This window comes from Amycolatopsis sp. MEPSY49 (genome assembly GCF_051337345.1).
In the GTDB taxonomy this organism is placed as follows: Bacteria; Actinomycetota; Actinomycetes; order Mycobacteriales; family Pseudonocardiaceae; genus Amycolatopsis.
On the sequence record NZ_JBDLYJ010000003.1, the window covers coordinates 258723 to 278374 of the forward strand.

At 72.4% G+C, this 19652-nt stretch carries 18 protein-coding genes; 11 read left to right on the forward strand and 7 right to left on the reverse strand.

Annotated elements, in window-relative coordinates; genetic code table 11:
• Positions 1-165: 165 nt before the first annotated feature.
• The gene (locus ABFJ78_RS15865; protein ID WP_436387105.1) at positions 166-1590 is read right to left on the reverse strand and encodes a S8 family peptidase; all 1425 of its coding nucleotides are present in this window, start codon (positions 1588-1590) and stop codon (positions 166-168) included.
• A gap of 539 nt (positions 1591-2129) precedes the next feature.
• Here ABFJ78_RS15865 and ABFJ78_RS15870 point away from each other — a divergent pair.
• The 5 genes from ABFJ78_RS15870 (at position 2130) to proB (ending at position 8703) form a co-directional block, all read left to right on the forward strand.
• A complete protein-coding gene (locus ABFJ78_RS15870; RefSeq protein ID WP_436387106.1) occupies positions 2130-5243 on the forward strand; it encodes a translation initiation factor IF-2 N-terminal domain-containing protein in 3114 nt (1037 codons plus the stop codon).
• 164 nt (positions 5244-5407) lie between these two features.
• The gene (rplU, locus tag ABFJ78_RS15875) at positions 5408-5722 is read left to right on the forward strand and encodes a 50S ribosomal protein L21 (protein ID WP_086678418.1); all 315 of its coding nucleotides are present in this window, start codon (positions 5408-5410) and stop codon (positions 5720-5722) included.
• A gap of 42 nt (positions 5723-5764) precedes the next feature.
• Positions 5765-6022: a 50S ribosomal protein L27 gene (gene rpmA / locus ABFJ78_RS15880; protein WP_285480691.1), complete on the forward strand. Its 258-nt coding sequence runs from the start codon at positions 5765-5767 to the stop codon at positions 6020-6022.
• 120 nt (positions 6023-6142) lie between these two features.
• On the forward strand, positions 6143-7597 hold the full coding sequence (obgE, locus tag ABFJ78_RS15885; protein WP_436387107.1) for a GTPase ObgE: 1455 nt from the start codon (positions 6143-6145) through the stop codon (positions 7595-7597).
• Positions 7594-8703, forward strand: a complete 1110-nt coding sequence (gene proB / locus ABFJ78_RS15890; protein WP_436387108.1) for a glutamate 5-kinase — start codon at positions 7594-7596, stop codon at positions 8701-8703. The genes obgE and proB overlap by 4 nt, the downstream gene beginning before the upstream one ends.
• 215 nt (positions 8704-8918) lie before the next feature.
• Here the strand turns inward: proB and ABFJ78_RS15895 are convergent, their stop codons facing one another.
• Complete coding sequence (locus tag ABFJ78_RS15895; RefSeq protein WP_436387109.1) at positions 8919-9632, reverse strand: SDR family oxidoreductase; 714 nt, start codon at positions 9630-9632, stop codon at positions 8919-8921.
• 61 nt (positions 9633-9693) lie between these two features.
• On the opposite strand from ABFJ78_RS15895, the gene ABFJ78_RS15900 reads away from it, so the two are divergent.
• Entirely contained in the window at positions 9694-10293 is a 600-nt protein-coding gene (locus ABFJ78_RS15900) for a TetR/AcrR family transcriptional regulator (RefSeq protein ID WP_436387110.1), read from the forward strand.
• Here ABFJ78_RS15900 and ABFJ78_RS15905 read toward each other — a convergent pair.
• From ABFJ78_RS15905 to ABFJ78_RS15925, 5 genes are all read right to left on the reverse strand, one after another.
• Positions 10263-10547 (reverse strand): putative quinol monooxygenase, encoded by a 285-nt coding sequence (locus ABFJ78_RS15905; protein ID WP_436387111.1) that lies wholly within the window; start codon positions 10545-10547, stop codon positions 10263-10265. The genes ABFJ78_RS15900 and ABFJ78_RS15905 overlap by 31 nt on opposite strands.
• Positions 10544-10930 (reverse strand): PPOX class F420-dependent oxidoreductase, encoded by a 387-nt coding sequence (locus ABFJ78_RS15910; RefSeq protein WP_436387112.1) that lies wholly within the window; start codon positions 10928-10930, stop codon positions 10544-10546. Before ABFJ78_RS15910 ends, ABFJ78_RS15905 begins: the two co-directional genes overlap by 4 nt.
• A 12-nt stretch (positions 10931-10942) precedes the next feature.
• Complete coding sequence (argS, locus tag ABFJ78_RS15915) at positions 10943-12667, reverse strand: arginine--tRNA ligase (protein ID WP_436387113.1); 1725 nt, start codon at positions 12665-12667, stop codon at positions 10943-10945.
• 69 nt (positions 12668-12736) lie between these two features.
• Positions 12737-14023 carry an MFS transporter gene (locus ABFJ78_RS15920; protein WP_436387114.1) on the reverse strand — a complete coding sequence of 429 codons (1287 nt, stop codon included), beginning with the start codon at positions 14021-14023 and terminating at the stop codon, positions 12737-12739.
• An 85-nt stretch (positions 14024-14108) separates the two neighbouring features.
• Positions 14109-16220 (reverse strand): RecQ family ATP-dependent DNA helicase, encoded by a 2112-nt coding sequence (locus tag ABFJ78_RS15925; RefSeq protein ID WP_436387115.1) that lies wholly within the window; start codon positions 16218-16220, stop codon positions 14109-14111.
• 197 nt (positions 16221-16417) lie between these two features.
• Here ABFJ78_RS15925 and nadD point away from each other — a divergent pair, with 197 nt between their 5' ends.
• The 5 genes from nadD to ABFJ78_RS15950 are packed head-to-tail and all read left to right on the forward strand — an operon-like array spanning position 16418 to position 19647.
• Positions 16418-16987 (forward strand): nicotinate-nucleotide adenylyltransferase, encoded by a 570-nt coding sequence (gene nadD / locus ABFJ78_RS15930; RefSeq protein ID WP_372667208.1) that lies wholly within the window; start codon positions 16418-16420, stop codon positions 16985-16987.
• A gap of 59 nt (positions 16988-17046) precedes the next feature.
• The gene (rsfS, locus tag ABFJ78_RS15935) at positions 17047-17442 is read left to right on the forward strand and encodes a ribosome silencing factor (protein WP_091316176.1); all 396 of its coding nucleotides are present in this window, start codon (positions 17047-17049) and stop codon (positions 17440-17442) included.
• A complete protein-coding gene (locus ABFJ78_RS15940; RefSeq protein ID WP_436387116.1) occupies positions 17439-18053 on the forward strand; it encodes a histidine phosphatase family protein in 615 nt (204 codons plus the stop codon). The genes rsfS and ABFJ78_RS15940 overlap by 4 nt, the downstream gene beginning before the upstream one ends.
• Before the next feature lie 3 nt (positions 18054-18056).
• Complete coding sequence (gene octT / locus ABFJ78_RS15945) at positions 18057-18785, forward strand: diglucosylglycerate octanoyltransferase (protein WP_436387117.1); 729 nt, start codon at positions 18057-18059, stop codon at positions 18783-18785.
• Between the two features lie 4 nt (positions 18786-18789).
• Complete coding sequence (locus ABFJ78_RS15950) at positions 18790-19647, forward strand: DegV family protein (protein WP_436387118.1); 858 nt, start codon at positions 18790-18792, stop codon at positions 19645-19647.
• Positions 19648-19652 lie beyond the last annotated feature (5 nt).

Consider the following 19652-nt stretch of genomic DNA (forward strand, 5'->3'; position numbering starts at 1 on the left):
CGCGCCAGGGCGGGGTGCTTGTGTGGTGGCGGGCGCGGCGCTCCGGTGCCCCGCCCCGACCGCGCGCTCGGCCGACGAGTGGTCCGCCGAGACCGCCCGCCGCGGCGGGAAGCGGCGCCCTCGCCGCAACCGAGCCCCCCGAAACCGCGGGAGCCGCCGTCTGGCTCAGCGGGCCGGGTCGGGCTTGCCCCGCGGCACGGCGGCGGCCAGCGCGTCCACCATCCCGTGGCCGTAGAAGCCGTTGAACCCCTCGTACCCCGCGCAGTAGGCGTCCTGGGTGCCGTCGCCGGTGAGGTCGTAGTCGGCCGGGCACGGCATCGGCATCGCCTGGGCGTCCAACGTCCGGCGCAACTGCCGCGGCCCCGCGTTCGGCAAGGCGGATGCCAGCAGCGCCAGTACCCCGGTGACGTGCGGCGCGGCCATCGACGTCCCGCACAGCGGCGCGTACCCGCCGGGCACCGTCGAAAGCACGCACTCGCCGGTCTCCCCGCCGGGGGCGGTGACGTCGATCACGCCCAGCCCGTACGAGCTGTAGCCCGCCTTCACCCGGTCCGAGCCGACGGCGGACACCGCGACGACGTCCCGCAGCCCGGCCGGCAGCGCTTCGCAACCGGACCCGGCCCCGGCGGAGCCCGAGCGCGCGGACGGCGTCAGGTCGACGGCCTCGTTCGTCGCCGCCGCGACGTTCAACGTGCCCGCCGACGTGCTGTACTCCACCGCCCGCGCCAGCACCTCGTGCACCACGCCGCGGTCGTCGCCGCGGATGCACGACAGCGTCCACGGGTTCACGAAGAAGCTGCTGTTCGTCAGCCGCAGGTGCCGCGAGGCCGCCCACATCAGGCCGCACACCGCGGCCTCCGGGTCGGCGTAGCCGCGGTCGTCGATCACCTTCACCGACGCCACGCGGACCCCGGGCGCCACACCCGTCACGCCGCGCCCGTCGTCGGCCGCCGCGATGATCCCGGCCACGTGCGTGCCGTGCACCGACGTCGTCGGCGCCCAGGCGGACGGCGACCGGTCGGGCTCCCCGGTGAGGCAGCCGGCGGAGTCGTCGCGGTCGAGGGCGCCGATCAGGTCCGGGTGGTTCGGGTCGATACCCGAGTCGAGGACGCCGACGACGACGTCGCGGCTGCCGTCCGACGCGCCCGGCGCGCGGCCCGCGTTGATCATCCGCATGTCCCACTGCCGCCCGCTCAGGTCCGCGGTGGGCACGCGGGCCGGGTCGGTGACGGGCAGCGTGGCCCGCGCGGGCTGCGGCCGGACCTCGGTGGCGCGCTGCGCGGCCAGCCGCTCGGCCTGGGCGCTGAACGCCCGGTCGAGCCCGATCCGGGCGCCGAACGACGGGTCGCCCGAGGTGGCGACGGCCACGGCGATCTGCGGGTAGTAGACGGTGGTGGCGCCGCAGGCCGCCGTGACCTGCGCGCGGGCGGTGGGCTCGGCCGTACCGCGGTCGAAGGCGACGACGTAGCGCAGGGCCCGGCCGTGACCGCAGGCGGGCGCGTCGGCCGCCGCCGGACCGGCGGTGACGCATCCCGAAAGCACCAGTACGGTGCACACGGCCGCTCGCAGCGGCCGCGCCAGCAGGGACACCGGACCTCCCACCGGATGCAGGAACCGCGGGTGCCGGCGCGCGAGATCCCGGTCACCCCGAGCCGCACGGTAGCCACCCCGTGCCCGCCGGACAAGCGATCCGGCCAAGTTCCCCCGGCCGGTGGGCGTGCGGCGCGCCCGGCGGCGTGGGCGGAGGTACCGAGTACACCGGAGCAGTCACCCGGTGTGGGATACTCGGGGTGGCCGCTGGGCCGCGGGGCGCACGTGAGAGGTGCTGCCTGCGGCGTTGTGGCCCGGTGATGTGCACGAACTCCCGCGACGCGCGTCGCTGCCCGCGAGCCGGGCGGCTGGACGACGTGGCGGGCGGCCCGGGGGCCGCGACAGGTGAGGCACAACGCCGAGCAGACCTTTGACCGGGTCGCGCGTCACCGGGATGCGGTGGTGTGCGGCGCCCGGTCGTCGGGCCAGGATTCCCGTCGCTGGTGACCACCACGGCGGAACGAACAGAAAGGGGCCCCTGCGCGGCCGCGTCCCTGCCGGTGCGAACCGGCAGACGCGCCCGGGGGCGGAGGAGACACATGTCGAACGCGGAAACACCCGCCGAGCACACCGGCGGGAATCCCGCCACACCCACGAGCGGCCCGCTGGCCGAACTGCCGCCCCGGATCCGGGTGCACGCGCTGGCGAAGCTGCTCCAGAAGCACAGCCGGGACGTTCTCGCCCAGCTCGCCGAGCTGGGGGAAAGCGTGCGCAGCGCGCAGTCGAGCGTGACCAGGGACGTGGCGCTGAAGGTCGCCGAGGCCTTCGCGCCCGCCGAGGGTGAGCAGCCCACGGAGGGGCAGGAGCAGGCCGCCGGTCAGGACCAGCCGGCCGGTCAGAGTGGTGGCACCCAGGACCAGGCCGCCGGCCGGGGCAGCGCCGGCCAGCCGTTCGCCGAGCAGCCCGCCGGTCAGGACCAGCCGGTCCGCCAGGGCGACGCGAGCCAGGACCAGCCGGCTGGCCGGGGTGGCGCCGGGCAGCCGTTCGCCCAGCAGCCCGCCGGTCAGGCACCCGCCCAGCAGGCCGCCGTCGGCGAGGAGCAGGCCCCCGCCGCCGAGGCCGAGAAGCCGCGGCCGCGGCAGAAGACCCGCGCGCACCTGCCGGTGTTCGCCGCGCCGTCGCCGGTCTTCCTGCCGCCCGAGCCCGCCGAGCCCGCGGCCAAGCCGGCCCGCAAGCCCGCCGACCCGTTCGCCGAGCCGGAGCCCCGCCCGGAGTCGCGCACTCGCCCCGAGCCCGAGGTCGCCGAGGAAGAGGCCGAAGAAACCACCTCGGCCACCGAGACCGACGAAGACGAGGACGCCGGCAGCCGCCGCCGTCGTCGCCGGGGGCGTCGCGGCCGTGGCCGCGGCAAGGGCGCCGACGGTGGCGACGAGATCGCCGAGAACGACGACCAGGCCGAAGAGCAGCCGCGCCGGAAGTCCCGCAACGGGGACGAAAAGCCCGAAGCGGACGCCGAAGAGACCGAGGAAGCCACGGACTCTTCGGAGTCCGACAGCGACAGCGACGAGGGTGAGGGCGGCAGCAAGCGCCGTCGGCGCCGTCGTCGTCGCAAGGGCTCGGACGGCGACGACGCCGAGACCACCGACGACCCGCCCAACACCGTCACGCACGTCCGCCAGGCGAAGGCCGAGCAGCCCGAGCGCCCGGCGCGCGACGAGGTGCGCAGCGTCCGCGGGTCGACCCGCCTGGAGGCCAAGCGCCAGCGCCGCCGCGACGGCCGCGAGGCGGGCCGCCGCCGCGCCCCGATCCTGTCCGAGGCCGAGTTCCTGGCCCGCCGGGAGGCGGTCGAGCGCACGATGGTCGTCGCCGAGCACGGCGACTCCACCCAGATCGCGGTGCTGGAGGACGGCGTCCTCGTCGAGCACTTCGTGACGCAGTCGGGCTCCGGCTCGATCGTCGGCAACGTCTACCTCGGCCGCGTCCAGAACGTGCTGCCGAGCATGGAGGCCGCGTTCATCGACATCGGCCGCGGCCGCAACGCCGTGCTGTACGCCGGCGAGGTCGACTGGGACGCCGCCGGCCTGGAGGGCAAGGCCCGCAAGATCGAGCAGGCGCTCTCGACCGGCGACTCGGTGCTGGTGCAGGTCACGAAGGACCCGGTCGGGCACAAGGGCGCCCGGCTGACCACGCAGATCTCGCTGCCCGGCCGCTTCCTCGTCTACGTGCCCGCGGGCGGCGCCACCGGCATCTCCCGCAAGCTGCCGGAGAACGAGCGCCGTCGCCTGAAGGACATCCTCAAGCGGATCGTCCCGGAGGACGCGGGCGTCATCATCCGCACCGCCTCCGAGGGCATCGGCGAGGAGGAGCTGGGCCGCGACGTCGACCGCCTGAAGGCGCAGTGGGACGTCATCAAGGAGAAGGCCGCCGCCGGTTCCGGCAAGAAGGGCGGCGCGCCGACCATGCTCTACGAAGAGCCGGACCTGCTGGTCAAGGTCGTGCGTGACCTCTTCACCGAGGACTTCACCAAGCTGGAGATCCAGGGCAACCGCTCCTGGGAGACCATCAACGGCTACGTCAGCCACGTCGCGCCGGAGCTCACCGAGCGCCTCAAGCGCTACACCGGCACCGGTGACGCGTTCGCCGACCACCGGATCGACGAGCAGATCACCAAGGCCCTCGACCGCAAGGTCTGGCTGCCGTCGGGCGGTTACCTGGTCATCGACCGCACCGAGGCGATGACGGTGATCGACGTCAACACCGGCAAGTTCACCGGATCGGGTGGCAACCTCGAGGAGACGGTGACCCGCAACAACCTGGAGTCGGCGGAGGAGATCGTCCGCCAGCTCCGGCTGCGGGACATCGGCGGCATCATCGTGATCGACTTCATCGACATGGTGCTCGAGTCCAACCGCGAGCTGGTGCTGCGCCGCCTGACCGAGTGCCTCGGCCGCGACCGCACGCGCCACCAGGTCGCCGAGGTCACCTCGCTCGGCCTGGTGCAGATGACCCGCAAGAAGATCGGCACCGGCCTGCTGGAGGCGTTCTCGACGCCGTGCGAGCACTGCAAGGGCCGGGGCGTGCTCGTCTCGACCGAGGTGCAGCGCACGGGCGGCGGCTCGCACTCCCACGGCGGGAACGGCAACGGCAACGGCGGTGGCAACGCCGGCGGGGAGAAGAGCTCCCGCCGGTCGCGGGGCCGCGGCAAGGGCGAGGAGGCCGCCAAGGAGCAGGCCGAAGCCGCCAAGGCCGAGGTGCACGCGGTTCCGCCGCCGGAGCGGCGCGAGTCGATCGCGTCCGCGGTGGCGGCGGTGGCCAACGCCGCCAAGGCCGCCAAGGACCACGACCAGGGCGCCGTGAACGGCACCGGGCCCGCCCGGGAGCTGGCGGACGTCCCGGCGACCACGGAGGCGGACGAGACGCCGGTGGCGGCCGAGCCGCCCGCCGAGCCCGCCCAGGAGGTCGCCGGCACCCCGGTGACCACCGAAGCGGACGAGGCACCGGTGCCGCAGGACGAGGAGCCCGAGGTCGAGCGGACCCCGGCTCCGGAACCCGCGGAAGAGCCGGTCACGGCGTCTTCGGAGGCCGTGGAGCCGGTCGCCGACCCCGAGATCAGCGTGCCCGAACCGGCCGCGCGCTCCACCCGGCGCCGTCCGCGCCGGGCCGCGTCGCGCCCGGCGGGCCCGCCGGTGCACGCCTCCGACCAGAGCAAGTGAACGACTAGGGGGACCCCGGTGGTAACGCACCGGGGCACCCCACGTAACCTGTAGTACGGCCTGCCACCAGAGCAGGTCGCTGCGCGAGTCCAGGACCGCCGTCTCCACCAGGCGGGCCGGTCGCGCGGGCCCCCACCCATTGTCGAGTAATGCAGGAGACTTCCGTGTCGGCGTACGCGATCGTCAAGACCGGCGGCAAGCAGTACAAGGTGGCCGTCGGCGACGTCGTCGAGGTCGAGAAGCTCGAGGGCGAGCCGGGCACCGAGCACATCCTCCCCGCCGTTTTGTACGTCGACGGTGGCGAGGTCACCACGGACGCCGACGCGCTGGCGAAGGTCTCGGTCACCGGCAAGGTCGTCGAGCAGACCAAGGGTCCGAAGATCCGGATCCACAAGTTCAAGAACAAGACGGGCTACCACAAGCGCCAGGGTCACCGGCAGAAGCTGACCCGCGTCGAGGTCACCGCCATCTCCCTGTAAGGGCTTCTCCGGATCTTCGTTCTTCAGAAAGAGGACTGAGCTATGGCTCACAAGAAGGGTGCGTCCAGCTCCCGCAACGGTCGTGACTCGAACGCGCAGCGCCTCGGCGTCAAGCGCTTCGGCGGCCAGCAGGTCAACGCCGGCGAGATCCTGATCCGCCAGCGCGGCACCAAGTTCCACCCCGGCGTCAACGTCGGCCGTGGCGGCGACGACACGCTGTTCGCGCTGGCCACCGGTGCGGTCCAGTTCGGCGAGAAGCGTGGCCGCAAGACGGTCAACATCGTGCCGTCGGAAGCCTGATTCGGCTTCTTTCTAGACCTCTGACGAGGGGTGGGGCCGGAATATCCGGTGCCACCCCTCGTTTGTTTTGTTCGTAGCGTTTTCAGAAGACACTGTCGTTGAGTGAAGTGAGGCGAAGTCATGGCGTCCCGGTTCGTGGACCGCGCGGTCATCCACCTGACCGCCGGTGACGGGGGCAACGGCTGCGCCTCGGTGCACCGCGAGAAGTTCAAGCCCCTCGGCGGCCCGGACGGCGGCAACGGCGGCAACGGCGGTGACGTCCTGCTGGTCGTCGACCCGAACGTGCACACCCTGCTCGACTTCCACTTCCGCCCGCACGCCAAGGCGGGCAGCGGCAAGATGGGCCAGGGTGGCAACCGCGCGGGTGCCGCGGGGGAGACGCTGGTGATGAAGGTGCCGTCCGGCACCGTCGTGTTCACCGAGGACGGCGAGATGGTCGCCGACCTGATCGGCCCCGGCACCACGTTCGTCGCGGCGCAGGGCGGCCGCGGCGGCCTGGGCAACGCCGCGCTCGCGTCGAAGGCCCGCAAGGCCCCCGGGTTCGCACTGCTGGGCGAGCCGGGCGAAGCCCGCAACCTCGTGCTGGAGCTGCGCTCGGTCGCCGACGTCGGCCTGCTCGGGTTCCCGTCCGCCGGCAAGTCGTCGCTGATCTCGGTGCTGTCCGCGGCCAAGCCGAAGATCGCCGACTACCCGTTCACCACGCTGGTGCCGAACCTCGGCGTCATCACCGGCGGCGACACCGTGTTCACGATGGCCGACGTGCCCGGCCTGATCCCCGGCGCGTCCGAGGGCAAGGGCCTGGGCCTCGACTTCCTCCGCCACATCGAGCGCTGCGCGGTGCTGGTGCACGTCGTCGACTGCGCGACGCTGGAGCCGGGCCGCGACCCGCTGTCCGATGTGGACGCTCTCGAGGCGGAGCTGGCCAAGTACACCCCGGGGCTCGGTGGCAAGCTCGAGGAACGGCCGCGCGTGGTCGTCCTCAACAAGATCGACATCCCGGAGGCCGCCGAGCTCGCGGAGTTCGTCCGGCCGGAGTTCGAGGCCCGCGGTCTCCGCGTCTTCGAAGTCTCGACCGCTTCCCGGAAGGGCCTGCGCGAGCTGACGTTCGCGTTGGCCGCGGTCGTCGAGGAGTACCGCGAGGCGCAGCCGGTGCTGGAGCCGGAGAAGATCGTCCTGCGGCCGCTGGCCGTCGACGACTCCGGGTTCACCGTCGAGGTCGACCCCGAGGAGGTGGGCGCGTTCATCGTGCGCGGCTCCCGCCCGGAGCGGTGGATCCGCCAGACGAACTTCGGCAACGACGAGGCCGTCGGCTACCTCGCCGACCGCCTCAACCGCCTCGGCGTCGAGGACGAGCTGGCGAAGCTCGGCGCGAAGCCGGGCAGCCCGGTCACGATCGGCGACGTCCAGTTCGAGTGGGAGCCGTCGACGCCTTCGGTGGCGGTCCACCTGTCCGGCCGCGGGACCGACGTCCGGCTGGAGCGCACCGACCGCGTCGGCGCGGCTGAGCGCAAGGAAGCCCGCCGGATCCGGCGCGACGGCACCGGTGAGGACGACGACCTGGACCTCGACGCGTGAGCGGCACGCGCGAAGCGATCGCTCTTGCTCGCCGGTTGGTGGTCAAGGTCGGCTCGTCGGCGCTGACCACGGCGGGCAGCGGCCTCGACGCGGCCCGCTTGGACGCGCTGGTCGACGCGATCGCCGAACGCGTGTCCCGCGACGCGCAGATCGTGCTGGTGTCCTCGGGCGCGATCGGCGCCGGCCTCGCCCCGCTTTCCCTGGGCAAGCGGCCCCGCGACTTGGCGACCCAGCAGGCGGCGGCGAGCGTGGGGCAGCTGGCGCTGGCGCACGCGTACGCGGAGTCGTTCGGCCGGTATTCGCTGACGGTCGGCCAGGTGCTGCTGACTTCGGACGACGTCGTCCGCCGGTCGCACTACCGCAACGCGCAGCGCACGTTCTCGCGGCTGCTGGCGCTGGGCGCGGTCCCGGTGGTCAACGAGAACGACACGGTGGCAACGGAGGAAATCCGCTTCGGCGACAACGACCGCCTGGCGGCCCTGGTGGCGCATTTGATCGGCGCGGACGCGCTGGTGTTGCTGTCCGATGTGGACGGTCTGTACGACGGAGACCCCCGCGACGGCGCCACCCGCAAGCTGACGGAAGTCCTGTCGGAGTCCGATGTGGACGGAATTTCGGTCGGCATGTCCAGCTCGGGTCTGGGCACGGGCGGCATGGTGTCCAAGCTGGCGGCGGCCCGAACGGCGGCGGGAGCGGGCATCCCGGTGCTGCTGGCGGCGGCCTCGGAAGCGTCGGCGGCGCTGACCTCGGCGTCCCCGGGAACAGCGTTCGCCCCGGCGGACACGCGCTTGTCGGCCCGCAGGTTCTGGCTGGGCTACGCGGCGGACACAACGGGAACGCTCCGCCTGGACGACGGCGCGGTGACAGCGGTGGTCCGCCGCCGCAGGTCCCTGCTGGCGGCGGGGATAACGGGCGTTTCAGGCGAGTTCCAGGCGGGCGACGTGGTCGACTTGGTGGACGCGAAGGACCGCCCGGTGGCCCGCGGAGTGGTGGCGTTCGACGCGACGGAGCTTCCGGAGCTGATCGGCAGGTCGTCACACGAGCTCCCGGAGGAGCAGCGGCGAGAGGTCGTCCACGCCGACGACCTGGTCCCGCTGCGCCGCTGACTCGCTCCCCAGCCGGAGCTTTCACGTGAAAGCTCCGCCCGCCGTCACCCCGGCCAGACCGGCCGGCCACCTCAGGCGGCCCGCCGCCTTGGCCCCGAACGGCACTTTCACGTGAAAGTGCCGCCCGTCGTCGGCCCGGCGCGGAGCTTTCGTAGGGAAAGCTCCGCCCAGTGCCAAGCCTGTCCGGAGCTTTCACGTGAAAGCTCCGCCCGACCTCAGCCCAGTGAGACGAGCCGGGCGCCGCCGTCGGCTTCCAGCACCGTTCCGGTCAGGTTCCGGTTCGTTGCCGCCAGCGTCACCACCTCCGCGACATCGTCCGCCGTCGCCACGCGGCGCGCCGGGATCGAAGCCGCCGTCTGGGCGAAGAACCCCTCCCGCACCTCCGCCGGAAAGCCGCTCCACCACGCCGTGTCCACCACCCCCGGCGAAACCGCGTTCACCCGCCGCGGCGCCAGCTCCACCGCCAACGGCTTGACCAGCGCCTCGATCGCGGCGTTCAGCGCGCCGATCCCCGCCGTGCCCGCCATCGCCGCCCGGGCCGTGATCGCGCTCAGCAGCGTGATCGACCCGTCCGCGGCCAGGTGCGGCAGGACCGCCTGGACCGTGGTCAGGTGCGCCCAGAACTTCGCGTCGAAAGCCCGCCGCAACATCGCCAGGTCCAGCGAATCGATCGGCCCCATGCCTTCCGCGCCGGACAGGCTCACCACCAGCACGTCGACCGTCCCCAACGACGAGGCCAGTGCGCCCATCGCCGTCGGGTCGCCGCCGTCCGCCTGGTGCCCGGTCAGCGATGGGTCGGTCGCGGCCACGTCGTCCAAGCGCTCCTTGCCCCGTCCGGTGATGTGGACGGTGTACCCCCGCTCGTGCAGCCGCCGCGCGGTCGCCAGGCCGATACCCGAAGTGCCGCCGGCGACGAGTGCGATGCTCATGCTTGTTCCCCATTTCGAACCGGTACGTCTCGTTTCGAAATCGACGCTACCATCGGATCCCATGACCGACCAGTCCCGCCCCGGCCGCAAGCGCAGTGAGCAGAGCCGGCTGGCGATCCTCGCCGCCACGCTCGACCTGGTCGCGGAGGCGGGCTACGGCACGCTGACCGTCGAAGGCATCGCCGCGCGCTCCGGCGTCGGCAAGCAGACGATCTACCGCTGGTGGCCGTCGAAGGCCGACGTCCTCCTCGACGCGCTCGCGACGAAGGCCGACCTGCAGATCCCGATCTCCGACGAGGGATCGTTCCGCACGGACCTCGAGAACTTCCTGGACAGCACGTTCGAACTGGGGGAGAAGAACCAGGTCGCGGACACGCTCCGGGCGCTGATGGCGCAGGCGCAGATCGACCCGGAGTTCGGCAAGCGCTTCCGCGACGACTTCCTGTACCGCCGGCGCGAAGCGCTGGGCACGATCGTCGACCGCGCCCGCGAGCGCGGCGAACTGCCCGCGGGCGTCGCGCCCGGCACGGTCATCGACGTCGTGTTCGGCACGCTCTGGTACCGGCTCCTCGCGACGCGGGAGCCGATCGGCCGCGGCCTGGCCGGTGAACTGGTGACGCTGCTAGCGGATCACGGCGCCTCGACCGCCGAAATCCGGTAGCGTGCCACCGACGCGTCGAGAATCCGCGCCGCCTGCTCGTTCGACGGCCCGGCCCCGCGGAAGCGCTCGAGGTCCTCATCGGACTCCCAGCGCTCGTACACCGTGATCCGGCCGGGGTCGAGCAGGTCGGCACCCAGCGCGTACTCCAGGCAGCCGGGCGCTTCCCGCGCGAGCCGGACGGCTTCGGCGCACCCGGCGAGGTAGGCGTCACGCTCTTCGGGAGCGACAGCGAGCCAGCCGGCGACGATGATCACGACGCGATCCGGTCCGCTTTGATCGTGAGCAGCAGCCGCGTCTGGTCGCGCCCGCCCCACCACGGGTACGGGCCGCCGAGGTAGCGCTGCGCCAGCTGTTCGATGTGCTCGACGGCGCCGTCCTCGGTCATGTCGAGCACGCGCCCGCGGATCGCGTAGTAGCGCGACGGCCGGTCGCGGTCGGCGACGTTGAGCGCCACCCGCGGGTCACGCGCGATGTTGCGCTGCTTCTGGTGCCCCAGCACGGTGTTGACGAGGATGTGCGTGCCATCGGTGTCGACCCAGGTCTGGGTGAGCTGCGGCGAGCCGTCCGGCATCAGCGTCGACAGGAAGCAGAGGCTGGGCTCGCGGAGGAGAGCGAGCAGGTCGCCGGGCAGTTCCACAGTGGTCTCCCGCTAGAGCTGGTCGGGCGCTTCGATGCCGAGCAGGGAAAGCCCGAGCGCGAGCGTGTGCGACGTCAGCGTAGTCAACCTCAGCCGCGACGCGCGCAGCGACGCCGAAGGCGCCTTCAGGACCGGACATTCCTCGAAGAACCGGGAAAACGCGACCGCCGTCTCGTACAGATACGTACACAGCTTGTGTGGTGCGTACGCGCTTGTCGCAGCCTTCAGTGCTTCGCCGAACCTGAGCAGCTTCAGCGCCAATGCCCGTTCCGCCGGCGCTTCCAGCAGGATCTCCGCACCGTCGGGCCAGCCGCCCGCCTTGCGGAGGATGGACCGCGTCCGCGCGTGCGCGTACTGCAGGTACACCGAGGTGTTGCCCTCCTTGGCCAGCATCCGGTCCCACGCGAAGACGTAGTCGCGTTCGCGATCGCCGGACAGGTCGGCGTACTTGACCGCGCCGATGCCGACCGCCCGCGCGACTTCGGCCTGCCCGGCCGCGTCGAGCTCACTGCGTTCGGCGACGACGGCCGCGGCCTGCGAGACGGCTTCGCTGAGCAGGTCGGCCAGCTTGACCGTCTCGCCGGAGCGGGTTCGCATGGTCTTGCCGTCGGCGCCCAGCACCGTCCCGAAGCCGATGTGCTCGGCGTGCCCGGTGAGCCAGCCGGCGGCGCGGCAGACGGCGAACACCATCGCGAAGTGCTGCGCCTGCGGAGCCCCGACGACGTAGAGCAGATCGGTCGCGCCGCGCTCGGCCGTCCAGTAGCGGGCGGTGGCCAGGTCGGTCGCCGCGTAACCGTAACCGCCGTCGCGTTTCCGGACGATCAGCGGCAGCCGGTCACCCTCGCGGTTGCGGAACCCGTCGGGGAACACGCAGACCGCGCCGTCGCTGATCTCGGTCAGCCCGGCTTTCTCGAGGTCGTCGACCACCGCGGCGAGGTACGGGTTGTAGAAGCTCTCGCCGTAGATGTCCTTGTCCGTCAGCGAAATCCCGAGCAGCGCGTAGACCTCGTTGAAGTGCCGCGTCGACTCGGCGATCAGCTCCCGCCAGACGCCGAGCGTCTCTTCGTCGCCGCTTTGCAGCAGGACCACCCGTTCGCGCGCACGAGTGGCGAACGCGTCGTCGGTGTCGAACTTCCGGCGCGCTTCGCGGTAGAAGGCGTCGAGGTCGGCGATGGCGCTCCGGCCGGCCGAGACGTCGAGCAGGTGCTCGATGAGCATGCCGAACGGCGTGCCCCAGTCGCCGAGGTGGTTGTGCGGCAGCACTTCGTGCCCGGCGAACCGCAGCAGGCGGGCGAGCGCGTCGCCGATGACCGTCGTGCGCACGTGCCCGACGTGCATCTCCTTGGCGACGTTCGGGCTGCTGTAGTCCAGCGCGATCCGCCGCGGCGCCGGGGTTTCCGGCACCCCGAGACGCGGGTCGCCGAGCAGCGCGGCGGTCCGGCTTTCGAGCCATTCCTTGCGCAGCACGAAGTTGAGGAACCCGGGCCCGGCGACCTCGGGCGGATCGGCGACGCCGTCGAGCTCCAGCGCCCCGGCGATCAGCCCGGCGACTTCACGCGGCGGACGGCCGAGCCGTTTGCCCAGGCTCATCGCGAGGTTGGCCTGGTAGTCGACGCCCTCGCGCGGCGACGCCTGGACCAGCGCCTGCTCCGGCGTCAGTTCGACGTCCAGTGCCCGGCCGGCGGCGGCCACCACGCGGCGCGCCAGCTCCTCGGTAACGTCGGCGGTCTGCTGCACGGTGTCCCTCCTTCGGCTCGGTCGCGGAATCCGCAGCGTAGCGAGCGTGACCGGCCGGTGACGAAGGGTTTACCGCAGTTCGCTGCCCTTCGTTTCGGGCAGCGTGAGGATGACGGCGAACGCGATCGCCGCGCCCACCGCGACGTACCAGAAGTAGAGCGTTTGCGAGACCGTGCCGAAGAGCGTGATGAGCAGCGGCGCGGTACCGCCGAAGACCGCGACGGTCAGGTTGTACCAAGCGCCGATCCCCAGCCCCCGCAGTTCGGTGGGGAACAGCTCGCTCATGATGGCCGGCGCGATCGACGTCATCGCCGTGTACAGCCCGAGCCCGACGCAGAACACCACGAGCAGCCCGCCGACGTTCGGGCCGATCAAAGTGGACAGCGGCACGACGACCACCGCGGTCACCCCGGACCACACCAGCAGCTGCGGCTTCCGCCCGGCCCGGTCGGCGAGCGCACCCATCGGGTACTGCAACGCGATGAACAACGCCGTGCCGACCGACAGCGCGAGGAAGACCGCGTCGGCGTCCGCGTGCCGGTTCTTCACCGCGAACGACGTCAGCGCGCTGAAGAACGTGTAGTAGCAAAGCGTCGAGAGCATCGTGAAGCCGACGAGCCTGCCGACGGCCTTGGGGTGGTGCGTCAGCGTCGTCAGCAGTGGCCGTTCGAGCTTGCGCGCCTTGGTCTTCGTCTGTTCGAACAGCTCGGTCTCGGCGAGACTCCGGCGCAGCCACAGCCCGACCAGGCCGAAGACGCCGCCCAGCAGGAACGGCAGCCGCCAGCCCCAGGACGCGAGCTGCGCTTTGTCCAGCGCCCGGGCCAGGACGAACCCGAGCACGGTCGCGACCAGCACGGCCGACCCGGTCGAGATGTAGAAGAACGCCGAGTACCGGCCGCGACGCTCCGGCGGCGCGATCTCACCCAGGTAGGCCGACGCGTTCGACACCTCGCCGCCGAGCGACAGCCCCTGCGCGATGCGGGCGAGCAGCAGCAGGATCGGCGCGAGCCAGCCGACTTGCGAGAACGTCGGCAGCAGCCCGATCGCCACCGACCCGCCCGCCATGAGCAGGATGGTGAGGATCATGGCCGGCTTCCGGCCGCGCGTGTCCGCGAAGCGCCCGAGCAGGACCCCGCCCAGCGGGCGGAAGAAGAACGCGAGCGCGTAGGTGGCGAACGTGTTGATCAGGGCCAGGGTGTCGTTCCCGGCGGGGAAGAACGCGCCGGCGAAGTAGATGCTGAACGTCGCGTAGATCGTCCAGTCGAACCACTCCAGCGCGTTGCCCGCGCTCGCCGCGAACAGCTTGCGCACCGGCAACCGGTGCCGCTGGGTTGCCTGAACGGTGGACTCGGTCATGGCGGCCTCCACGTCACCCGAAGGTGGAACGGGACTTTGCCACATCCGTTCGCGGTTCGAAAGGTTCTGACCGTCCTCCCTTCTCCTAAGCCGTGCTGGCCAGCGCGAACGGCAGGACCGCGGGCGCCCCGGCCCGCCGCAGCAGGCGCGCGGCCAGCGTCATCGTCCAGCCCGTGTCGATGACGTCGTCCACCAGCAGCACCGGTCCGGCCGGCAGGATCCCCGCGAGGTCGGCCGGCATGCTCAGCCGCCGCCACAGGTCCGCCAGCCGTTGCGCGCTGTTCGCCTGACGCGGCGGCGGGCCGTCCGCGTCGAGCGCGCCGAGGAAGTCGAGCCTGCCGACCTCGGCCAGCCGCGTCGCCAGGCTGTAGACCAGCTGCGGCCGCGTCGACGACGGCACCGCCACCACCGCGACCGGCCGCTCCGCCCACTGCCACCCGGCGAGCACCTGCACGCAGGCCTTGAACACCGAGTCCGGCACCTCGGCGTCCTTGGCCTGGGGACCGACCAGCTCCCGCAGCCGGTTGCCCCACCCGACGTCGGTGAGCCGCCCGAGCACCTGGCCCGGCTCGGCCTGGTCGTCGGCCCCGATCCGGCCGGAGACCGGAACGTCCAAAGAGGACATTCCGGTGGGCCACTGCTTCCGGGGCGCGACTTCGACGCCCGGACGCTGCAGCCGTTCGCGGGTCGCCTCGGCGACGTCGTCGGACACCGACGTGTCCCAGTGCCGGCCGGTGCAGTTGTCGCACCGCCCGCACGGCGCCGCCTCGGGGTCGTCCAGCTGGCGCCGCAGGTATTCCATCCGGCAGCCGTCGGTGGCCAGGTAGCCGAGCATCGCCTCCTGCTCGCGTTCGCGGGCTTCCGCGACCCGCCGGTACCGCTCGCGGTCGTACTCCCAGTCTTCGCCCGTGCTCGTCCAGCCGCCCTTGACGCGCCGCACCGCGCCGTCGACGTCGAGCACCTTGAGCACCATTTCCAGCCGGGACCGGGAAAGCTCGACCGACGGCTCGAGCGCGGCGGTCGACAGTGGACGGTCGGCGTAGGCGAGCGTGTTCAGCACCTGCGTCACCCGCAGCTCGTCGGGGAAGGCGAGCGAGCCGAAGTACGCCCAGATCGCCCGGTCCTCCTCGCCGGGCAGCAGCACGACCTCGGCGCGTTCCACACCACGCCCGGCGCGGCCGACCTGCTGGTAGTAGGCGATCGGCGAGGACGGCGCCCCGAGGTGCACGACGAACCCGAGGTCGGGCTTGTCGAACCCCATGCCCAGCGCCGACGTCGCGACCAGGGCCTTGACGCGGTTGCCGAGCAGGTCGTCCTCGGCCGCCTGCCGGTCGGCCGGGTCGGTCTTGCCGGTGTAGGCCGCCACCGGGTAGCCGCGGTCCTTCAGCAGCGACGCGACGTCGTGCGCCGCCGCCACGGTCAGGCAGTAGATGATCCCCGAGCCCGGCAGCTCGGCCAGGTGGTCGGCGAGCCACGCCAGCCGCGCCTGCGACGTCGGCAGCCGGCACACCGACAACCGCAGGCTCTCCCGGTCGAGGGTGCCGCGCAGCACGAGCGTGTCGGTGCCCGTGCCGAGGCCCAGCTGCTCGGCGACGTCGGTGACCACGCGGTCGTTCGCGGTCGCCGTGGTCGCCAGCACCGGCACACCCTCGGGCAGGTCGCCCAGCAGCGTGCGCAGGCGCCGGTAGTCCGGCCGGAAGTCGTGCCCCCAGTCGGAGATGCAGTGCGCTTCGTCGACCACCAGCAGCCCGGTGCTCGCGGTCAGCTTCGGCAGCACGTTGTCGCGGAAGTCCGGGTTGTTCAGCCGTTCGGGGCTGACCAGCAGGACGTCCACCTCGCCGGCCGCGACCGCCGCCTGGACCTGGTCCCACTCCTGCGGGTTCGCCGAGTTCATCGTCGCCGCGTGGATCCCGGCCCGCGCCGCCGCCGAGATCTGGTTGCGCATCAGGGCGAGCAGGGGCGAGACGATGACCGTCGGCCCGCTGCCCTGTTCGCGCAGCAACGCCGTGGCCAGGAAGTACACCGCCGACTTGCCCCAGCCGGTGCGCTGCACGACCAGCGCGCGGCGTCGTTGCGCGACGAGGGCCTCGATGGCCGTCCACTGGTCTTCGCGCAGCTTCGCCGAGTCGCCGGCCAGTGCCCGGAGGAGGGTCTCGGCGCGGTCGCGGAGGGCTGGGGTGGTGCTGGTCGTGTCCACGTCCCCACGTCTACCCCATGGCACCGACGAACCGGGAATCGGCGGCGTCGCGAACGGACCGTTCGCGACGAATACGGGCCGTTATGTGACCTGAATCACAACTCTTGCCCGGTCGGGCGAGGTGCCCCACAGCAGCCGGTCGAGCGGCCCTCGGCTGTATAGGCTCTCCGGTCATGTCACCACGGCGGATCGGGGTCATGGGCGGCACGTTCGACCCCGTGCACCACGGCCACCTCGTCGCGGCCAGCGAGGTCCAGTCCCGGTTCGGGCTCGACGAAGTGATCTTCGTCCCCACCGGACAGCCCTGGCAGAAGACCAGCCGGCAGGTGACCAAGGCCGAGGACCGCTACCTGATGACGGTCATCGCGACCGCGTCCAACCCGGTGTTCTCGGTCAGCCGCGTCGACATCGACCGCGGCGGCCAGACCTACACCGTCGACACGCTGCGCGACCTGCACGCCGAGTACCCCGACGACCAGCTCTTCTTCATCACCGGCGCCGACGCGCTCGAGCAGATCCTCACCTGGCACAAGGCCGACGAGCTGTTCGACTTCGCGCACTTCATCGGCGTCACGCGGCCCGGCTACCGGCTGAACTCGCACCACCTGCCCAGCGGCAAGGTGAGCCTCGTCGAGGTCACCGCGATGGCGATCTCCTCGACCGGCTGCCGCGACCGCGTCGAACGCGGGGAGCCGGTCTGGTACCTCGTGCCCGACGGCGTCGTCCGCTACATCGCGAAGAAGGATCTCTACCGGAAGAGCGACTGAAGGGCCCCTGGTCGCGGCGGGTACTCTTCTCGGGCGAACCCGATCTGAGAAGGAGCACCGTGGCAGCCACGTCCGAGGCACGAGAGCTGGCCGTAGCGGCCGCACACGCGGCGGCGGACAAGAAGGCCAGCGACGTCGTCGTGCTGGACGTGTCCGAGCAGCTCGTCATCACCGACGCCTTCGTCATCGCCTCCGCGTCCAACGAGCGCCTGGTCGGCGCCATCGTCGACAACGTCGAGGAGAAGCTGCGGGAGAGCGGGCACAAGCCGGTCCGCCGCGAAGGCGCCCGCGAAGGGCGCTGGGTCCTGCTCGACTACGTCGACGTCGTCGTGCACGTCCAGCACGTCGAAGAGCGCTCGTTCTACGGCCTCGAGCGGCTGTGGAAGGACTGCCCGCGCATCGAGGTGGCCGGACTCGAGGAGCCACCCGCCGACGAGGACCCGGACGTCCCGTGAGCCCGCGGCGGCTCGTGCTCTGGCGCCACGGCGAGACGGACTACAACGCCGCCGGGCGGATGCAAGGCCACCTGGACTCGGCGCTGACCCCGCGGGGCTGGAACCAGGCCCGGTTCGCCGTCCCCGCGCTGGCCCGGTTCTCCCCGGACCTCGTGATCGCGTCCGACCTGCGCCGCGCCACCGACACGGCCACCGTGCTCACCGACGCGATCGGCGTCCCGCTGCGGATCGACAAGCGGCTGCGCGAGACGCACCTCGGCGAGTGGCAGGGCATGACCGGCGCCGAGGTCGACGAGGCCTACCCCGGTGAGCGCGCCCGCTGGCGCCGCGACGCGACCTGGGCGCCGCCGGGCGGCGAGAACCGCCTCGACGTCGCCGACCGCGCGAGCGAAGTCGTCACCGACCTGCAGCAAGCCAACTCCGACGCGGGCGAGACCGTGTTGCTGGCCGCGCACGGCGGGCTGATCACGGCGCTCACCGCGCACCTGCTGAACCTGCCGGTGGAGACCTGGCCGTCGCTGGGCGGGATCTCGAATTGCCACTGGGTCGAGCTGGGAGCACGCGACGGGAAGTGGCGGATGCTGGCCTACAACGCGGGGATGCACGGCTAGCCGATGGGGCCGCGCCTGCTCGTGTTCGGCGATTCGCTGAGCTTTCACGGTCCCGAAGGACCCTGTGCCGCCGACGAACCACGGCTGTGGCCCAACGTCGCCGCCGCCGCGTTGGGCGGCACCGCCGACCTGGTCGCCGGGATCGGCTGGACCGCGCGTGACGTCTGGTGGTCGCTGACCGGCGACCCGCGCGTGTGGGCCGACCTGCACCACGTCGACGCGGTCGTGCTGGCGGTCGGCAGCATGGACACGCTGCCCTCGCCGTTGCCGACCTACCTGCGCACCGGGTTGAAGTACCTGCGGCCCGACCCCGTGCGGCGCGTGGTGCGCAAGGCCTACCTCGCCGCGCAGCCACGGCTTTCCGTCGCCTTCCGCGGCCGTCCCGTGGTGCTGCCGGCCAAGCTCACCGTGCAGTACCTCGACACGGCCGTCGGCGCGCTGCGGGTCCTGCGGCCCGGGCTGCCGATCTACGGGTGGCTGCCGTCGGTGCACCGGGCCGCGGCCTACGGCGGCGTGCACACCGCGCGGCTGGCCGCGGAGGCCGCCATGAAGGCCTGGGGCGCCCGGGCGGGAGTTCCGTTGCTGGACCTGGAAGCCGTCGTCGGGGACCACGTCCTGAGCGGCGAGGGCAACCCGGACGGCATGCACTGGGGCTGGAAGGGGCACGCCGCGGTGGGCGACGCGATGTCCGTGTTGCTGGCGCCGGAGCCGGCCCCCGGCCACGTAGGCTGACGGCGTGTCGGTCGCCGTAGTCACGGATTCCACCGCCCACCTGCCGGAGGGCTTCGCCGAACGGCACGCGGTCCGGGTGGTGCCGTTGCACGTCCTGGTCGACGGTGTGGTCTCCCTCGATGGCATCGAGACGGGCCCGGCGGCGGTCGCCGAGGCGATGAGCCAGCGCAAGATCGTCACGACGTCGCGGCCGACGCCCACCGAGTTCGTGAAGGAGTACCGCGCGGCGCTGGCCGAAGGCGCCGACGCGATCGTTTCCGTGCACCTCTCACGCGAGCTGTCGGGCACCTGGGAAGCGGCGGTGCTGGCGGCGCAGGAAGTCGGGCCGGACCGGGTCCGCGTGGTCGACTCGCGCACGACCGCGATGGGCCTGGGGTTCGCCGCGCTGCACGCCGCTTCGGCTGCCTCCGCAGGCGCCGGCGCGGCCGAGGTCGAGGCCGCGGCGGTGACCGCCGCCGGCTGCTCGTCGACGCTGTTCGTCGTGGAAACCCTGGACCACCTGCGCCGCGGCGGCCGGATCGGCCCGGCCGCGGCGCTGCTCGGCACGGCCCTGGCGGTGAAGCCGGTGCTGCACATGTCGGACGGCCGGATCCTGCCGCTGGAGAAGGTCCGCACCATGAACCGGGCGCTCGCGCGGCTGGTCGAGCTGGCCGCGAAGGCCGCCGAGGACGACGACGTCGAGCTCGCCGTCCACCACCTCGCGTCGCCGGAGCGGGCGGTCGAGCTGGCGAACCGGCTGGAAGAGGCGGTGCCGCGCTCGGCGGGGTGCGTGGTCTCCGAGCTGGGCGCGGTGATCGGGGCGCACACCGGGCCCGGTGTGCTCGGGGTGGTCGTCCAGCGGACGGTCCCGCCCCGGCGCTAGCCGCC